The 15,773-nt window shown below is 39.9% G+C and carries 16 protein-coding genes and 1 pseudogene; 5 read left to right on the plus strand and 12 right to left on the minus strand.

Annotated elements, in window-relative coordinates; translation table 11 throughout:
• The first annotated feature begins 90 nt into the window (after positions 1-90).
• The 3 genes from rpmB to AC52J8_RS15945 all read left to right on the plus strand — a co-directional run bounded on the left by rpmB (position 91) and on the right by AC52J8_RS15945 (position 2,352).
• Positions 91-327 (plus strand): 50S ribosomal protein L28, encoded by a 237-nt coding sequence (gene rpmB, locus AC52J8_RS15935; protein WP_000048256.1) that lies wholly within the window; start codon positions 91-93, stop codon positions 325-327.
• 12 nt (positions 328-339) lie between these two features.
• On the plus strand, positions 340-495 hold the full coding sequence (gene rpmG, locus AC52J8_RS15940) for a 50S ribosomal protein L33 (RefSeq protein ID WP_001205031.1): 156 nt from the start codon (positions 340-342) through the stop codon (positions 493-495).
• 147 nt (positions 496-642) lie between these two features.
• Entirely contained in the window at positions 643-2,352 is a 1,710-nt protein-coding gene (locus AC52J8_RS15945; protein WP_005079171.1) for a cation:proton antiporter, read from the plus strand.
• A 36-nt stretch (positions 2,353-2,388) separates the two neighbouring features.
• Here AC52J8_RS15945 and AC52J8_RS15950 read toward each other — a convergent pair whose 3' ends face one another.
• The 10 genes and pseudogenes from AC52J8_RS15950 to AC52J8_RS15995 form a co-directional block, all read right to left on the minus strand.
• Entirely contained in the window at positions 2,389-2,667 is a 279-nt protein-coding gene (locus tag AC52J8_RS15950; protein ID WP_002114792.1) for a hypothetical protein, read from the minus strand.
• A 112-nt stretch (positions 2,668-2,779) separates the two neighbouring features.
• Entirely contained in the window at positions 2,780-3,283 is a 504-nt protein-coding gene (locus tag AC52J8_RS15955; RefSeq protein ID WP_005066079.1) for a DUF6586 family protein, read from the minus strand.
• Between the two features lie 80 nt (positions 3,284-3,363).
• Positions 3,364-3,726 (minus strand): annotated as a pseudogene (locus tag AC52J8_RS15960) (ASCH domain-containing protein).
• A gap of 9 nt (positions 3,727-3,735) precedes the next feature.
• Positions 3,736-3,975: an RNA recognition motif domain-containing protein gene (locus AC52J8_RS15965; protein ID WP_002115113.1), complete on the minus strand. Its 240-nt coding sequence runs from the start codon at positions 3,973-3,975 to the stop codon at positions 3,736-3,738.
• 73 nt (positions 3,976-4,048) lie between these two features.
• Positions 4,049-6,028, minus strand: a complete 1,980-nt coding sequence (locus tag AC52J8_RS15970) for an ATP-dependent helicase (protein WP_086400287.1) — start codon at positions 6,026-6,028, stop codon at positions 4,049-4,051.
• Between the two features lie 114 nt (positions 6,029-6,142).
• Positions 6,143-6,724 (minus strand): HdeD family acid-resistance protein, encoded by a 582-nt coding sequence (locus tag AC52J8_RS15975; protein ID WP_086400288.1) that lies wholly within the window; start codon positions 6,722-6,724, stop codon positions 6,143-6,145.
• A 126-nt stretch (positions 6,725-6,850) separates the two neighbouring features.
• On the minus strand, positions 6,851-7,609 hold the full coding sequence (locus tag AC52J8_RS15980) for a hypothetical protein (RefSeq protein WP_086400289.1): 759 nt from the start codon (positions 7,607-7,609) through the stop codon (positions 6,851-6,853).
• A gap of 88 nt (positions 7,610-7,697) precedes the next feature.
• The gene (gene topA / locus AC52J8_RS15985; protein WP_005079182.1) at positions 7,698-10,334 is read right to left on the minus strand and encodes a type I DNA topoisomerase; all 2,637 of its coding nucleotides are present in this window, start codon (positions 10,332-10,334) and stop codon (positions 7,698-7,700) included.
• Positions 10,335-10,369: 35 nt separating this feature from the next.
• Positions 10,370-10,819, minus strand: a complete 450-nt coding sequence (locus AC52J8_RS15990) for a hypothetical protein (protein ID WP_004842579.1) — start codon at positions 10,817-10,819, stop codon at positions 10,370-10,372.
• A gap of 148 nt (positions 10,820-10,967) precedes the next feature.
• Positions 10,968-11,345, minus strand: coding sequence for a winged helix-turn-helix transcriptional regulator (locus AC52J8_RS15995; protein WP_017482014.1), 378 nt, complete (start codon positions 11,343-11,345; stop codon positions 10,968-10,970).
• Positions 11,346-11,444: 99 nt separating this feature from the next.
• On the opposite strand from AC52J8_RS15995, the gene AC52J8_RS16000 reads away from it, so the two are divergent.
• Complete coding sequence (locus AC52J8_RS16000) at positions 11,445-12,455, plus strand: zinc-binding alcohol dehydrogenase family protein (RefSeq protein ID WP_086400290.1); 1,011 nt, start codon at positions 11,445-11,447, stop codon at positions 12,453-12,455.
• 54 nt (positions 12,456-12,509) lie between these two features.
• Here AC52J8_RS16000 and AC52J8_RS16005 read toward each other — a convergent pair whose 3' ends face one another.
• Positions 12,510-12,755, minus strand: a complete 246-nt coding sequence (locus AC52J8_RS16005) for a SlyX family protein (RefSeq protein WP_002115104.1) — start codon at positions 12,753-12,755, stop codon at positions 12,510-12,512.
• A 32-nt stretch (positions 12,756-12,787) separates the two neighbouring features.
• Here AC52J8_RS16005 and AC52J8_RS16010 point away from each other — a divergent pair, with 32 nt between their 5' ends.
• Positions 12,788-14,698, plus strand: coding sequence for an ATP-binding cassette domain-containing protein (locus AC52J8_RS16010; RefSeq protein WP_086400291.1), 1,911 nt, complete (start codon positions 12,788-12,790; stop codon positions 14,696-14,698).
• A 21-nt stretch (positions 14,699-14,719) separates the two neighbouring features.
• On the opposite strand, the gene AC52J8_RS16015 is transcribed toward AC52J8_RS16010, so the two are convergent.
• Positions 14,720-15,727 (minus strand): acyltransferase family protein, encoded by a 1,008-nt coding sequence (locus AC52J8_RS16015; RefSeq protein ID WP_044101287.1) that lies wholly within the window; start codon positions 15,725-15,727, stop codon positions 14,720-14,722.
• Positions 15,728-15,773: the final 46 nt, after the last annotated feature.

The raw sequence follows: 15,773 nt of genomic DNA on the forward strand, positions 1-15,773 counted from the left end.
GTATAAAACGCCCCTTGAATGAATTCATCCGTTTACATTTAGTATGACTGGCCACAGATTTGCTGTTGGCTGAATCAATGGAGTTACACCATGTCTAAGGTTTGCCAAGTTACCGGCAAGCGTCCAGTCGTTGGTAACAACGTCTCACACGCCAACAACAAAACCAAGCGCCGGTTCGAGCCGAACCTGCACCACCACCGTTTCTGGTTAGAAAGCGAAAAACGTTTTGTACGTCTTCGTTTAACCACTAAAGGTATGCGTATTATTGACAAATTGGGTATCGAAAAGGTTGTTGCAGACCTTCGTGCTCAAGGTCAAAAGATCTAAGGAGTCTGAGCAATGCGTGATAAGATTCGCCTCGTTTCTTCAGCTGGTACAGGTTACTTCTATACCACGACTAAAAACAAACGTACTATGCCGGAAAAAATGGAAATCAAAAAATTTGATCCAAAAATCCGTCAACACGTGATTTTCAAAGAAGCTAAAATCAAATAATTTTAGCCTCGAAAAAAACGACTTCTTTATGAAGTCGTTTTTTTTTGCATTTTTTTTATACCCACCTTTTTGTTAAACTTTCTCTACATTCCGCCTTGGCATTTTTTATGCTTGTTTTTAGCCTAACTCACGTAAAAGGAGTTTTTAGTGCCGCATGACGTAGATTTAATTATTTTACTTGCTGTTGGTTTCGGCGTTGCCCTCATTTTTGGCTATATTGCAGCCCGATTACGACTCCCCCCTCTTATCGGCTATTTAATTGCCGGAATTATTATTAGCCCAAATACACCGGGTATAGAAGCAGATATCCACCTTGCCAACCAGCTTGCAGAACTCGGGGTCATGTTCCTGATGTTTGGTGTAGGGATGCACTTTTCATTAAAAGACTTATTACTAGTTCGTCGTATTGCCTTGCCTGGCGCAATTTTACAGATCGCTGTTGCAACCTTACTTGGTATTGGCGTTTCAATGCTATGGGGATGGAGTTTCGGGTCTGCACTCGTTTTTGGCTTAAGTCTATCGTGTGCGAGCACGGTTGTATTATTAAAAGCATTAGGAGACCGAGGTCTTTTAGACTCAGTTAACGGCAAAATTGCTGTGGGTTGGCTGTTAGTCGAAGATTTAGTGATGGTACTGGTTTTAGTACTTCTTCCGGCTACAGCTGTTTTACTCGGTGGAAAAGCACCGGCAGGTGCAGACGGTAATATCTGGTTAACCCTTGGTATAACCTTATTAAAGGTGATTGGCTTTATTGCCTTTATGCTCATTGTAGGTAAACGTGTTGTACCTATTATTATGCAATTCGTTGCTCGGTTAGGGTCAAGAGAGCTATTTACACTGACCGTCGTCGCTGCTGCTGTTTCGATTGCTTACGGCTCTTATGCCATCTTTGGGGTTTCAATGGCTTTAGGGGCATTCTTTGCGGGTATGGTCGTTAAAGAATCAGACTTTAGCCATCGTGCAGAAGAAGAGACTCTCCCACTACGTGAAATTTTCTCGATTTTATTTTTCGTTTCTGTGGGTATGCTGTTTGATCCACATATTCTTGTGGAGAGTCCGCTACATATTTTAGCTGTTATCGCGATTATTATGGTGGGTAAGACTCTTGCTGCAATGGCACTGGTTTTATTCTTCCGCTATCCAATCAATACAGCTTTAACAGTCGGGGCAAGCCTTGCACAGATTGGTGAATTTTCATTTATTTTGGCGACCTTGGGTGTTTCTTTAGGCCTATTAAGCTTAGAAGCTCAGAATTTAATTCTAGCGGGCGCTTTATTTTCAATTACGCTTAACTCTTTCATCTTCTCAGCGATTGAGCCTGTACAACGTTGGATTCGTGAACGCTCTCACTTAGCTCGACTGCTTGAACGTAGTGGTGACCCATTAGCAATGTTACCCGATGAAGTTGATCAAGCTTACTTACGTGATCAGGTTGTGATTGTGGGATATGGCGGTGTGGGAAGACGTATTACTGAAAATTTAATTAATGAGAATATTAAAGTCGTTATTGCAGAAGAGAATCGTGAAATCGTAGAAAAACTACGTAATGCAAATATTGCTGCTGTGAGTGGTGTTGCTACTGAACCGAGTGTTTTAATTCAAGCACATATCATGCATGCACGACTCTTAGTAATCTCACCTATGGATATTTTAGATATTCACCGTATTGTGGCGATTGCCAAGCAATTAAACCCACAAATTCAGGTATTAATTTGCGCGGAAAGCAAAGAAGAAGCAGCGGTTATCCGTGACGAAAATATTGGAGAGGTGTTCTATGCAAAAGAAGAAATGGCAAAGAATATGAGCCACCACATCTTAAATCAGATCGAGCTTGCTCATCAGTCAACGGTTCATTAACTCCATATAAAAAGCGTACTCAAGAGTACGCTTTTTTTAACTCAAGAATTTAGGCTGTTCGTCTAATACCTCAGCCTGCCACTCGTTTACCTGCTTTTCCAACAGTCCAAACAATGCAGCCTGAATCATATGCTGAGCAACAACTGGAGTCTGCTCACCCAAGATTGCTTTGACTTCATCGCTAAATTGAATTTTAACCAAGGGTTCATTCTCAGAACCTGCATTACGCAAGGCGAGTTCACCACCTTCGAGTTGAACTAATTCCAACACTGCTTCTTGATTTCCAAATAACTCTTTCAATTGCTGTATAGACATATACTTCCTCCATGTTTCAACATGGTGGCAAAGCACCCTTGCACTTTGCATCTCTTGTCTTATTTATATAGGCACACCTAGTCTAAATTTCAAGCATCTAGGCAGTTTAATTTTAGAACTCGACCATTTCGTTACGAAAACCATCAATTAAATGACTTAATTCTCGATGCCATTCACGCAAGATTTTAACATCTGGCAACCAAGACTGAGGCCCTTGTGTCACTTTAATAATGAGGTTAGAAGAAGTCTCTTCTTCCGGAGTCGGTTCTTTTGGTTCTGGGGCGTATTGGCACATACGATAAGCTCGTTTTAACTCTGCAACAAAACCATCTTTTGCCAATTGCTGCAAAACGGACACTTCAGGAGAAACCTGCCCTTTTGCCGCCATATGTTCCTCTATAGATTTTAAGGTGGGTTGCAAATCATTTAAACGGTAATAACGTACCAATTCTTGTAAGAACGCTAACATTGCGCCATGTAAATGAAATACAGCTGCTTCACGGTAAGCTTGTACCTGCTGCACATGATCGGTCTGCTCTGCCTGTTGACACGCTAGACGTGCAAAATAGAGCTTCTGATTGGTACGATCGGCATGATAACGAGCAACACGTGACATAACTAAACTTTCCTGTTCTAAAATCGCCATTGCAATAGCTATTCTTAGCTTAACGACTCCATTGATAAAATCAACGTTATTTATGGTAAATCCAGCTCAACTTGATAAATTTTACGTTTAGCTAAAATTTTCACTGGCTGTTTTATAGGACCAACATTACTTAAGACCTAAGCAAAATAGCCTTCACTTCAAGCAGATGCACAGGCTAAATTGACCTCGTCATTTCGCCAAGCATGAATAGAGTCGACATCAACTAAAGCGACAGCAACTCCTTCCTCTTCATCAGTATCTTTAACCAGAAAGTTCTGGTTTTCGACAATTAATAGATCTTTCACTGGTAACTGCGTAGGTATCCATGAACGCACTTCAAGTGTTTTTATACCTTCAGCAATACGAGTACCATTCGGCGTTACAATCGAGAGAGCTAAAAATTGTCTTTTCATCAGGAAAACTTATTCTTCGGCTGCTTTAACTCGAATTCCATAGCCTTTAACTTTAAGCGTATTTAAGCCTTTGATTGCCTTAATCGCTTCACGTGGATTCGGCATTTCAACAAAACCAAAGCCTTTCGATTTACCTGTGTCTTTATCAGTCACCAGAACACATGTATCAACTTTACCATATGCCTTAAACAACTCTAAAACTTCAGCTTCACTTACAGCACGATCTAAATTACGAACTAATATTTTCATTTTCTAACCTTAATTGGCAATAAAAGGGAGGGCCAATATACATTTAAGTAATCACAGCGTCTTATACAGTAGTTTAGTCCAGATCGATACCAAAACCTAAATTTACTGCAGGAGATCTGTTCCATTGTTTTTTAGTAAATTGCTGAGGTACTTGCCTATGAATTTTTGCTTGAACCAAGTGTGCAGGCAGATCATTTAAGAAATAACTCTCAACTTTACGACCTTGCTCATCATAAGTGTCTTGCGACCACGTATTAAGGTTTTGCTTCGTCAAAATTAATTCATTTTCAGCACGCGTTAAGGCAACATATAGCACACGGCGTTCTTCCTCAACATCATCAAAATCACCCTGAGCCCTTGCATAAGGATATTGATTTGGCGATACGTGAGGTACATAACAAACTTTCTGTTCGGCACCCTTAGCTGAATGAATCGTAATTAAAGTTACTAAATCTTGATCAGCAGCTTTTTCAATTTCAGAAACTGAAATCGGCTCAAGTACATATTCCTCAAGGAATTCACCTAACGACGCATGCTTTCGTGCAAGTTGCTTAACCAAATCAAAGTCTTTTAAACGACGTGACCAATCTTTAGTTTTATAATTCTGCTCTAGCTGTTCACCTAAAGCATCAAGAGCCAAGCCAATACTTACCTCAACATGCTGCTGTAATACATCTAGCTGTTTTAAAATTAAAATCGCTTGTAGTGGTACCTTGCCATGGCGTTCAAGTCGCTGACAGCGCTCCTCGACATCAACAATTCCCATCAGCTCTTGGGCTAACTTACTCGCTCCAACATCGCCAATCCCATCCCATAAGGTTAAAAAGCGCATCCAAGCCAAATCATCGTGAGGGTTACTCACAATACGTAAGAGACTGAGCACATCCTTTACATGGGCCGACTCAAGAAGCTTTACCCCGCCAATAAAACGATAAGGTATTTCAGCAGCAATAAAAGCCCCTTCTAGATATCGGGCACTATAGCCAGAACGGACTAACACCATGTGGTCATGCCAGTTTGCACCTTGCTGATGGCGCGTTATTAAATCTTGTGCAATCCAGTTTGCTTCTTCAAACTCATTACCAAACAAATGTAGCTGTGGCTTTTGCCCTTGGCCACGATGTGCTTGTAGCTGTTTTTGATAATCAATTGGGCTATGTGCCAACAACCAATTTGATAAATCTAGAATTTCTTGAGTCGAGCGATAATTTAAAGCGAGTGTAAGTACTTCTGCATCGGGTATTCGTTCTTTAAAAGAATGAATATTTTCAAAGTCTGCGCCACGAAAGCCATAAATGGACTGAGCGTCATCACCCACGCAAAATAACTTCACTTTACCAATTAAGGGCTGCAACAAAGCCCATTGCAAAGGGTTTGTATCTTGCATTTCATCAACTAGCAATGCCTGACAAAAGCCTGCCACCCAATTGGTCAACGCTTCTGAGTTTTGTAAATGAACAGCCACAATCGACAAGATATCGTCGTAATCTAAAAAATTACGCTCTCTTTTACGTTGCTCATAAGTTTTCATCAACTCAGCAATTTGTGCCTTGTGCTCATAGGCTTCTGGAAGTTGCTTAAGCAGTGCTTCAGAAAGCTTGGTTTGAGTATTTCTTGCATAGGAATATAAATCACACAGCTCTGCCGCTTTAGGTAAAACATTATCTTTGTCTTTACCTCTTAATAAACGGAACATCAGTAACTGATCATCGCGATCAATAATACTAAATTGATTTAAGCCAAAAGCTTGTGGATTACGGCGCAGTAAATACATACAAAAAGTATGAAAAGTCGAAGCTCTTAGGCCCTTTGCCTGTGCTCCTACATGCTGCTCTACTCTTGCAACAATCTCACTCGCAGCACGTCGAGTAAAAGTTAAAATCTGGATTTGATTCGCTGGTAAGCCTTGATCAATTAAATAGGCGGCACGTGCAACAATTGTCTTTGTCTTGCCACAACCAGCGCCCGCCAAAACTAAACAGTTCTGCGCAGATGTCGTGGCTGCTTTTTTTTGCTGAGCATTTAGTTCATTAATTAATTTTGCAAGACTCATAACACATATCGCTAAAACACCAAGACATAGTTTAACAGACCCAACCATAGATGCGTCTGCCCGTCATAAAAACAAAAAGAGCACCTAAAGTGCTCTTTGATTCAATTTTCTTATTTAAGATATTGTTTTTGAACTAGATGGTAGGTGCTTAATCGCAGAAGCCAAACCTAGAAAATTAATTCCTTGAAATAGGATATCAATAGCAAGGAACATTCCTAACACCCAAAAAGGTGAATCTTTAGAAACCAAAATTAAAATACCTGTAGCGAGTGTTAATAATCCGGAGAATAAAGTCCAACCCCAGCCCGTAATTGGCTTAAGTAAAATTGCGTTTATTGTACGTATAGTCCCAGCGATGATAAGTGCAATCGATAGTAAGCTTGTTAAAACTACCGCTGTTTTTACAGGAGTAGAAAAAGCGTAATAACCCGCTATTAAATAAAGTATGCCAAACAGTGCCCATAACCATCGGCTTGCACCTTTAAAAACACTAATAGCCGCAACAAGATGTAAAACACCTCCGACCATCATGAGTATTCCAAATAAAAAAACGACAGAAAAGGTCGCAAATGGTAATGAACTAAACAAAATCAGACCGAAGCCAATAAGCACAAAGCCTAATATCAAATACCACTTACGATCAGCATGTAACTGATTGCGCACCAAATCATTACCGACAGTTTTCATCATGGCCACTCTTATTATCAGGTATTAGAATTTCATCTACCTAATAATAGTGATCCACTTCACATTTTTTGTCTGTATAAAATCTGCATCGTTTCTTATCAATTAATGTGGATAAAGCAGTATTTATCCACAATTTTATTTCACCCAACCAATTTCTTGAGCTGTAGGTAAACCTATTATTGTTTCATGTAAACCATTCGGCATTTTACTGCTCTGCTCGGATAATGGTGTTCGACCACCCATGATTTCAGCGTCAGTCTGCGGATATAAAGGCACTTTTTCAGGGTACGCATAACCTAGAGGATAAAGCGGTTGACCAGTTTTTAAATCATATTTGTCTTGTGCCCCAAAGCCATGTAATAGCTCATGAACAATCACGACCTGATTTTGGGAAGCTTGTGTGTTGGTCGCAAATAAATTCACACTACCAATACGACCTTTTTCCAAAGCAGTCGAATGGATCAAAACTTTTTGATAATGGGGATCGTAATAATTTAAATAAAGTTTAAGTGATGCCCCATTGTCTTCAGATTGTTGATGTCGCCATGCATAAAAACGGAACTTTAAACTCCACCACATCACATGAAAGATATTGGCATTTTGAGGAACCTCAGGAGGTCGTTGCTGTAATGGCTGACCTAAACGAATTACAAAGTTTCCTGATTGACCACGATAATGCTGCGACCATTCTCCTAAATAATTTTTTATTTTATCAAAATCAGTGTATTGCAACTGATAAATATAGCTCTGTGTTGTCTGCAAACCGTCTGCATTAATAGGATGTAAAACGACAACAATAGGTTGATTCCAGTCTTGGTTTTGATCTCGCCATGCCTGAACAGCAACAATCAATAAAATAATTAACAAACATAAAACTCGAATGTTTTTCCACATTCTTTTTCCCCATGCATTTAAAATTTTCTTTTATTGTTTTAGATATAAAAAATGCTAGCTGAGCTAGCATTTTTTATTGTGGACTTAATTAGCCCTCAACCCATTTACCATTTTGATAAATTAGGCTCCATTTGGTTTGTTTGCCTTCTGGAGTTTCCGAACCTACATATTGTGATTGATTCTTACGACTGAATTTCACAACTGTCGGATTACCTTCAGGGTCCACGTCTGGTGCTTGTAAAATAAATTGATATTTAGGATCAAGCTGAGCAGCAACACTACGCAATTCCGCAACTTTTGGCGCACGTGTTTCACGAATTTTCGGGAATTTACTTGCGGCCAAAAACAGACCAGCAGCACCATCACGCAACACGAAATAGTCATCATGCTTTGTTGAGCGCAAATGTTCCATCTTGATCGGTTCTACACGTGGAGGTGCAGGCTGACCGCTTTTCAAGACCTTACGAGTATTGTCACAGCTTGTACAAGCGAAATACGGACCAAAACGACCAGTCTTAAGCTGCATTTCACCATCACATTTATCACACGGAATGGTTGGTCCATCGTAGCCTTTAATCTTGAACTCGCCTTCTTCAAGCTCAAAACCGTCACAGTCGGGATTGTTACCACATACATGTAGTTTACGACCACCATCAATTACATAGCTGTCCATGGCTGTGCCACATTTTGCACAACGATGTTTTGACATCAAGTCTGCGGTTTCAGCACCATCATCATCAGAAAGAGCAGCTAAGGACTCAACAGGTGTTAAGTTCAAAGTACCTTTACAACGCTCTTTAGGCGGTAAGTTATAACCAGAACAACCTAAGAACACGCCTGTTGTACCTGTACGAATCTGCATTGGACGTGAACATTCAGGACAATGTACCGCGGGCACTTCAACCGGTTGGTTACGGCGCATGCCGTGCTCGCCTTGAGCATTGGTAAGACGTTTCTTGAAATCACCATAGAAAGTATCAAGTAACTCTTTCCAGTTACGCTCGCCTGTTGCAACTTTATCGAGCTGCCCCTCAAGGTCTGCTGTAAATGCATAGTTCATCAAGTTATTGAAACTTTCATCAAGACGATCCGTGACAATTTCACCCATTTTTTCGGCGAAAAGACGACGGTTTTCTAACTTAACGTAGCCACGTTCTTGAATCGTAGAAATAATCGCTGCATAAGTCGAAGGACGACCAATACTACGTTTTTCGAGTTCTTTAACCAAAGAAGCTTCAGTAAAACGTGCAGGTGGTTTAGTAAAGTGCTGACTTGGGTCTAACTTCTCTAATTTTAAAATTTCGCCTACTTTAATTGCAGGCAAAATAATATCGTCATCAGACTTGTTGGCACCACGCACTCGTGTAAAACCATCAAATACAAGCGTACGGCCTTTTGCCTTCAATTCAACATCAGCAGCTTCAACCGTTAAAGTTGAAGATAAATATTCTGCTGGAGTCATTTGACAAGCAACAAACTGACGCCAGATCAAATCATACAAACGCTGAGCATCACGCTCTACACCTGCAAGTTGGTCACCTGTAAGCGCAACATTAGAAGGACGAATTGCTTCATGGGCTTCTTGAGCACCGGCTTTGTTTCCATAGCGGTTTGGTTTTGCAGGTAAATACTTCTCACCAAATTGGCTTTCAATATGAGCACGTACCATGCTTACTGCATCGTCACTCAAGAACGTTGAGTCAGTACGCATATAGGTAATAAAACCTGCTTCATATAGACGCTGCGCTAGCATCATGGTCTTCTTTACAGAAAAACCTAGACGTGTACTTGCAGCCTGTTGCAGCGTTGAAGTGATATACGGTGCACTTGGATTTACCTTAGTCGGTTTATCTTCACGCTGTGCAACTTTATATTCAGCACCTTTTAAAACATCCAATAAAGCATCAGTTTCAGCTTTATTTTTCAGTTTAAGGGTTTTACCAGCTTGCTTAACTGCTTCAAGACGAATGTCATCTTTCTTGGCTTGAGTATCTGCAAACACTTGCCAATATTCTTCTGGAATAAAAGCACGAATTTCTCTTTCACGCTCTACAACCAGTTTCACTGCTACAGACTGTACACGACCTGCCGATAAACCACGGGCAATCTTTTCCCAAAGTAATGGTGAAACCATAAAGCCAACAACACGGTCTAAGAAACGGCGTGCTTGCTGAGCATTAACTCGGTTTAAATCTAGGCGCGTAGGTTGTTTAAATGCTTCTTGAATGGCATTTTTAGTAATTTCGTTAAATACCACGCGATGATAACGACTGTCATCACCACCAATAACTTCTCTTAGGTGCCAAGCAATGGCTTCCCCTTCTCTATCCAAGTCCGTTGCGAGATAGATTGCATCAGCATCTTTGGCGAGTTTCTTTAGTTCAGCAACAACATTTTCCTTACCTGGCAGAACTTCGTAATGAGCTTCCCAACCATGTTCAGGGTCAACCCCCATACGATTAACTAAAGCCTGACTGGCTTTTTGTTCTTTTTCCGCTTCAGTGAGTTTAGTCCGTGCAGCCGGCTTTTTCTCAGTTGATTTACTGCCACCTGTTGGCAAATCACGCACGTGACCTACAGAAGACTTTACAATGTATTGCGAACCCAGATATTTATTGATGGTTTTCGCTTTGGCAGGCGACTCCACAATCACTAAGGCACGTTTATGTGCAGCAGGTGCAGTAGATGCTGTGCTTTGAGATGCAGAGCGCGAGGTATTCGCCATATAAAATGTTATTCCTATACCAATAAATTTAAAAATCAGGCTTTAGCCAAGTTCAACAGATAAGCCTTCATCTCATCTAATTGTGTTGCTCTCAGGTCTGATTCCTCATCCCAATAAAGCCCTACACAGTTTGCCTGCATATCAATAGCATAAATCCCTTTTAATGCAATGGGAGAATCATTAAATTTCTCATCACCCTGAACCACTTTTAATTTGCCGTCTATAACGCGAGCACGCATTAAAGATAAACGGGCATCGGGAATCAATACACTATAATAAGCAACCATACTGGCACGCTTTTCAGTCGCCATTGGGACATGTGTCCATTCAGGTGCAACGATTACACGCGGGTGTAAACCCATTTTACGAGCTTTATCACGCATAATACCAAGTGCCTTTTCACGTGGGCTCACTCTTAAACCAAAAATGGAGCCTAGTACGAAAAGAACAATGATAACGGTAACCCAAATTCCCATATTGTCCATAGCAAAACCTATTAATCTCTTTTATTAGAGTTGCATAAGCTGACCAGAAAACGCAAGTTTCATCATAAAAATAATGCCCGATACAGGGACACGCTTCAAAATAGTCAGATTTCACAGTGCAAATTGCGATGAGCTGACACAAATATCATTAAGGATTCGAATGGCCATCAACAAGTGTCAGCTTTCCAAACTGGTCAATATGAGCATCCCCCCACTGTTTTAAAGCAAACAGAATTTTCTCAAGACTTTGTCCCAAATCAGTCAGGCAGTATTCTACTTTAGGTGGTACCTGAGGATAGACTTCCCGATGAATAATTCCATCTTGTTCCAATTCACGTAGCTGATTTGTCAGCATTCTTTGGGTAATACTCGGAACACGCTTTCGAATTTCGTTAAACCTCAAGGTGCCTTCATTAAATAAATGCCAAAGAATGACGCATTTCCATTTCCCATCAATCAAGCTAATCGCAGCCTCCACTGAACAACCCGGAGAGCAATCAAAACTTGAGTGTCTTGCTTTTGCCATTTTACAGTATCCTTTTTGACACTATGAGCGTTATTTGTCTGTAGTCACTTATTTTAAGCTTACGTTATGATCAAACTCTCAACAAGAGGAATGATAATTATGAAAGCTGTGGCATATCAAAAAGCTGGTCCCATTACATCGCCAGAAGCACTCGTTGATATTGAACTCGATGCACCTATTGCTGAAGGACACGATTTACTTGTTTGTGTACAAGCTGTCTCAGTAAATCCGGTAGATACTAAAATTCGAAAGAATGTAAACCCTGAGAATAATCAGTGGAAAACGCTTGGCTGGGACGCAGTAGGTATCGTTGAAGCGATTGGAGATAAAGTTACTCAATTTAAGATTGGCGATATCGTTTGGTATGCAGGTGCTCTTAATCGTCAAGGTAGTAATAGCGAATTACAACTCGTTGATGAACGCATCGTTGGCCATAAACCAAAAACTTTAGAAGCAACCGAGGCTGCAGCTCTCCCTTTAACTGCAATCACGGCTTGGGAGATGTTATTCGATCGCCTGCAAGTTCCAAAGAACGCGCCAGAAAACACAACAATATTAGTGATTGGTGGAGCTGGTGGTGTTGGCTCAATCACCATTCAACTTCTTAAACAGCTGACTAACCTAACAATTATTGCAACAGCTTCACGAGCAGAAACTCAAGACTGGGTTAAGCAACTTGGAGCAGATTATGTGTTAGATCACCGTCAACCTTTAGCAGCCCAAATCAAGCAATTAGGTTTAACTGCACCTTTATATGTGTTCTCGACTACTCAAACAGATCAGCATTTAGCAGATATTGTAGAGTTGATTGCACCGCAAGGCCGTTTCGGACTTATTGATGATCCTGAACAGTTAGATATCAAACCGTTTAAATCGAAGTCTGTATCTGTACATTGGGAATTTATGTTTACACGTTCAATGTTCCAGACCGAAGATATGCAAAAACAAAGTGAACTATTAAATGAAGTCAGCAAGCTGGTTGATGAAGGAAAAATTAAGACGACTGTGACAGAAGTTATAAGTCCAATAAATGCTGAAAATTTAAAACGAGTTCATCAGCAAATTGAAAGTGGGACAACAAAGGGGAAGATTGTCTTACAAGGTTTTTAAACAAAATTGTCAATATTCCTAAATAAAAAGGCAAGTATTGAACTTGCCTTTTTATTAATAGTGGGGAGGTTTATTCGTTAATGGATCAAAAGGTGCAATGCCTTCTGACAAATCCGATGATTCCACACGTTGATAAAGAAATTGCATTTGTTTTTTCAAATCAGCTATTTCTTGAGTTTGAATAGCGAGTTGTTGATTTAATTGTTCAACTAAATCATCCAAAAATGTAATTCGCACTTGCAAATCTTCAATGGGTGCGGAAAATGACGCTTGATCATCATGATATGGTGGTTTAGTCATTTAAATCCTCATTTGAGATTCTGGAAAACATTATGGCCTATATTACCCTAAGGGATGTCCAACTTGCTTTTGGCGGACCTGCCCTGCTCGATGGCGCGAACTTTAATCTAGAACGTGGCGAACGAGTCTGTTTAATTGGTCGTAATGGTGAAGGTAAGTCTACTTTACTTAAACTGATCGAGGGAAGCCTATTACCGGATTCTGGTGAAGTTTCTATTCAAAATGGTTTAACTGTTTCAATGTTAGCCCAAGACGTTCCAATGGACTCTGGCAAAGTTGCCGACATTGTGGCTGATGGCGCAGGCGAAGCTGCCGAAGTACTCAGAGCTTATCATGAAGCAACTGATGCTTGTATGCTTGGCGACATGGAAGCTTGTGACCGTATGGGCAACCTACAGCATAAGCTCGACCAACTCGACGGCTGGGCACTCGAAAACAAGGTCAATGCCCTGTTAAGTAAAATGGGACTCGATCCAAATGCAGATTTGGCAGACCTTTCAGGTGGACGTAAACGCCGTGTTTTACTGGCTCGTGCTCTTTTAACACAGCCAGACGTATTACTTCTAGACGAACCAACGAACCATTTAGATGTTGAAAGTATTGAGTGGCTAGAAAAATTCCTACTCGATCAAAATAATTTAACTCTACTATTTATTTCGCATGACCGTTCTTTTGTAGACAGCATTGCGACTCGAATTGTTGAACTTGATCGCGGCATTTTACGCGGCTACGAAGGCAACTATTCACGCTACTTAGAGCTTAAAGCTCAGCAAATGGAAGCAGAAGAGAAACAAAATGCTTTATTTGATAAAAAATTAGCTGAAGAAGAGGCTTGGATTCGCCAAGGGATTAAAGCTCGTCGTACGCGTAATGAAGGTCGTGTGCGCGCCTTAAAAGCTTTACGTGAAGAATCGAAAGCTCGCCGTTCACAACAAGGCAAAGTGAGCATGGCGACTCAAGAAGCAAATCGCTCTGGTAAATTAGTATTTGATATTGAGCACCTAAGCGTATCTTATGATGATAAACCACTGATTAAAGATTTCTCTACACTAGTCATGCGTGGTGACCGTATTGGTCTAGTCGGTGATAACGGTGTCGGTAAAACGACGTTAATTAAAGCCATTTTAGGTGAAATCGAGCACGGTGGTTCTGTTAAGACAGGTACACAGTTAGAAGTTGCTTATTTTGATCAATTACGTAATGCCTTAGACCTTGAAAAAACAGTAATGGCAAACGTTTCAGAAGGTTCTGACTTTGTTGATGTAAATGGTAACCGTCGTCATATCTATAGCTATTTACAAGATTTCTTGTTTTCACCTGAACGTGCACGTACACCAGTAAAAGCCCTTTCTGGCGGTGAGCGCAACCGTATTTTGCTTGCTAAATTATTACTTAAACCGTCGAATCTGATTGTGATGGACGAACCAACCAATGACTTGGATATGGTGACTCTTGAGCTACTTGAAGAGATGCTTTCTGAATATAAAGGTACCCTATTACTCATTTCGCATGACCGTGCATTTATGGACAACGTCGTAACATCAACTTGGGTCTTTGATGGTAAAGGTAATATTGCAGAGTACATTGGTGGCTACCAAGACTATTTGCAGCAGCGTCCAGATGATAAAGTCGTAGACCAAAAGTCTGACGTAAAAAAAGCTCAGGCAAAAGCCGAAGCTGAAAAAGCCGCTGCACAAAGTAACCTTAAAAAGGTCAAACTAAGCTATAAAGACCAACGTGAACTTGAACAACTTCCTGCTGAAATCGAGAAACTGGAAGTTGAACAAGCAGAGCTTTCTGACAAGCTGGCAGATGGTTCGTGGTTTGTCAGTAATGCCGATGAAGCAACTAAAGCAAGTCAGCGTCTCGCAGAAATTGAAGAGGTATTACTTGAAAAATTAGAGCGTTGGGATGAACTTGAGCAAATGAGTAAAGGCAGTTAATCAATAAAAAAGGGCTTTTAATTAAAGCCCTTTTTTTGGATTTAGAATTTCTAGTAATGCCATAAAAGGTTTATAAACAAATAAAGAGATGAAGCGAATTACACGTTCAAATATCTGTAACTGCAAAACCATACAAGTGAGGATAGTCAAAACAAAACTAATAAAAATATTAATCTCTAACGAATATGTAAAACTTAATTGATGAGTAAAAACAATAATTACAAAACCATGCAATATATAAACTGGCAGCGTTTTTTGGCCTAAACCGATCCATGATCGTTTAAAATTTTGAGTGAGTACAAATAAACTCAAAGCACCCATAGCCGATAACAACATAATTACACTGCGAATCAATATTCCCTGCCATAGATCTACATGTAATTGAAAATATGACAAACTGCCAAATAACCAGTAATAACTATAATGACTTATAGCGGCTACAGCAGTAATGATTAATAATGTGCTAACAGCAAATAACTTTGCATAAGGCAACTGCGGAATATACTGAAAAATGGTTTTACCATAGATCGCCCCTGCCATAAAAAAGGGTAAAAAAACAAAAATTCGACCAATCGAATAGCTGTAATTATTGATGGGTGAACATCCAATAAGTAAAGCTAAAACTATTGAAAACAAAACTGGATATGCCGTCTTTTTTAGAAAAAAAGCTAAAAACGTCCAAGCCACCATGCCAAATAAATACCATAACACCCAATAAGGCTTAGCAAACCATACCAAATGAAATGACCAATTCCATAAAGTTCCGTTATAAAAAGCATCAAGCAATTGGAATAAAAGTTGAAATGGCAAATACAACGATAAAAAGTAAATTAACTTTTCTAGGGTTTTCTCTTCTTTAAAAAACATGCCCGATATAAAAATAAAAGCTGGCATATGAACAAAGTAAATACTCCCTAAAATCGCTTGATTTAGAGGTTCGTTCCAGCCAATTAACCTTTCAAGGTAATGACCTAATACAACCAGAAAAATTAAGACACCTTTTGTGGCATCGATATGGAGATTTCTCATAAATTTCTATGAATTCAGGATATTCATATCATACTGAATTATTCTT

The sequence above is a fragment of the Acinetobacter sp. S-1 genome (assembly GCF_059579785.1).

Bases quoted from the DNA above. Each gene is read 5' to 3' on its own strand.
- AC52J8_RS15955 (WP_005066079.1), bottom strand. From the start codon at position 3,283: ATGTCACGTGTTGCTCGTTATCATGCCGATCGTACCAATCAGAAGCTC.
- AC52J8_RS16010 (WP_086400291.1), top strand. From the start codon at position 12,788: ATGGCCTATATTACCCTAAGGGATGTCCAACTTGCTTTTGGCGGACCT.
- topA (WP_005079182.1), bottom strand. From the start codon at position 10,334: ATGGCGAATACCTCGCGCTCTGCATCTCAAAGCACAGCATCTACTGCA.
- AC52J8_RS15990 (WP_004842579.1), bottom strand. From the start codon at position 10,819: ATGGACAATATGGGAATTTGGGTTACCGTTATCATTGTTCTTTTCGTA.
- rpmG (WP_001205031.1), top strand. From the start codon at position 340: ATGCGTGATAAGATTCGCCTCGTTTCTTCAGCTGGTACAGGTTACTTC.
- AC52J8_RS15950 (WP_002114792.1), bottom strand. From the start codon at position 2,667: ATGTCTATACAGCAATTGAAAGAGTTATTTGGAAATCAAGAAGCAGTG.
- AC52J8_RS16015 (WP_044101287.1), bottom strand. From the start codon at position 15,727: ATGAGAAATCTCCATATCGATGCCACAAAAGGTGTCTTAATTTTTCTG.
- AC52J8_RS16000 (WP_086400290.1), top strand. From the start codon at position 11,445: ATGAAAGCTGTGGCATATCAAAAAGCTGGTCCCATTACATCGCCAGAA.
- AC52J8_RS15970 (WP_086400287.1), bottom strand. From the start codon at position 6,028: ATGAGTCTTGCAAAATTAATTAATGAACTAAATGCTCAGCAAAAAAAA.
- AC52J8_RS15995 (WP_017482014.1), bottom strand. From the start codon at position 11,345: ATGGCAAAAGCAAGACACTCAAGTTTTGATTGCTCTCCGGGTTGTTCA.
- rpmB (WP_000048256.1), top strand. From the start codon at position 91: ATGTCTAAGGTTTGCCAAGTTACCGGCAAGCGTCCAGTCGTTGGTAAC.
- AC52J8_RS16005 (WP_002115104.1), bottom strand. From the start codon at position 12,755: ATGACTAAACCACCATATCATGATGATCAAGCGTCATTTTCCGCACCC.
- AC52J8_RS15980 (WP_086400289.1), bottom strand. From the start codon at position 7,609: ATGTGGAAAAACATTCGAGTTTTATGTTTGTTAATTATTTTATTGATT.
- AC52J8_RS15965 (WP_002115113.1), bottom strand. From the start codon at position 3,975: ATGAAAATATTAGTTCGTAATTTAGATCGTGCTGTAAGTGAAGCTGAA.